The sequence below is a fragment of the Candidatus Alistipes pullistercoris genome (assembly GCF_027665465.1).
GTDB classification, from domain to species: Bacteria; Bacteroidota; Bacteroidia; order Bacteroidales; family Rikenellaceae; genus Alistipes_A; species Alistipes_A hominis.
Genome location: NZ_JAQDED010000021.1, coordinates 1 through 345 on the forward strand (window position 1 = coordinate 1; position 345 = coordinate 345).

The 345-nt window shown below is 51.9% G+C and carries 1 protein-coding gene; it reads left to right on the forward strand.

The annotated features are described in order from the left end of the window. Positions 1–345 (forward strand): hypothetical protein (locus PGR91_RS13485; RefSeq protein WP_270399385.1); only part of this gene is annotated, 345 nt, incomplete at both ends.

The window sequence follows — 345 nt, forward strand, 5'->3', positions numbered from 1 at the left end:
GGTCAACGGTGCGTCTCTTTATACGCCGAGCGTTACGAATCCTGTCGAGATGGATCTGAACGACGTGACCGGCGTAAATATCCTTACGGGCGGCAGTATCGTTTGCTATAAGATCGTAGCGGAGGTGGACAGCCCGATCAAGGACGTGAAGGCATCTTACGGGGGAGCGGAAGCGGTTACCAGTATTGATACGAAAACGCGTTTGATCAATGTTTATTTCGGCAGCGATCCCGTGGACTTCACGCAGGTTCAGGTGGAATTCGTGATTTCGGCGATCTCGTCGATGGTCGATCCTACGAGCACGAATCTAACGATGGATCTGTCGGCCGATACGACTTATGTGAA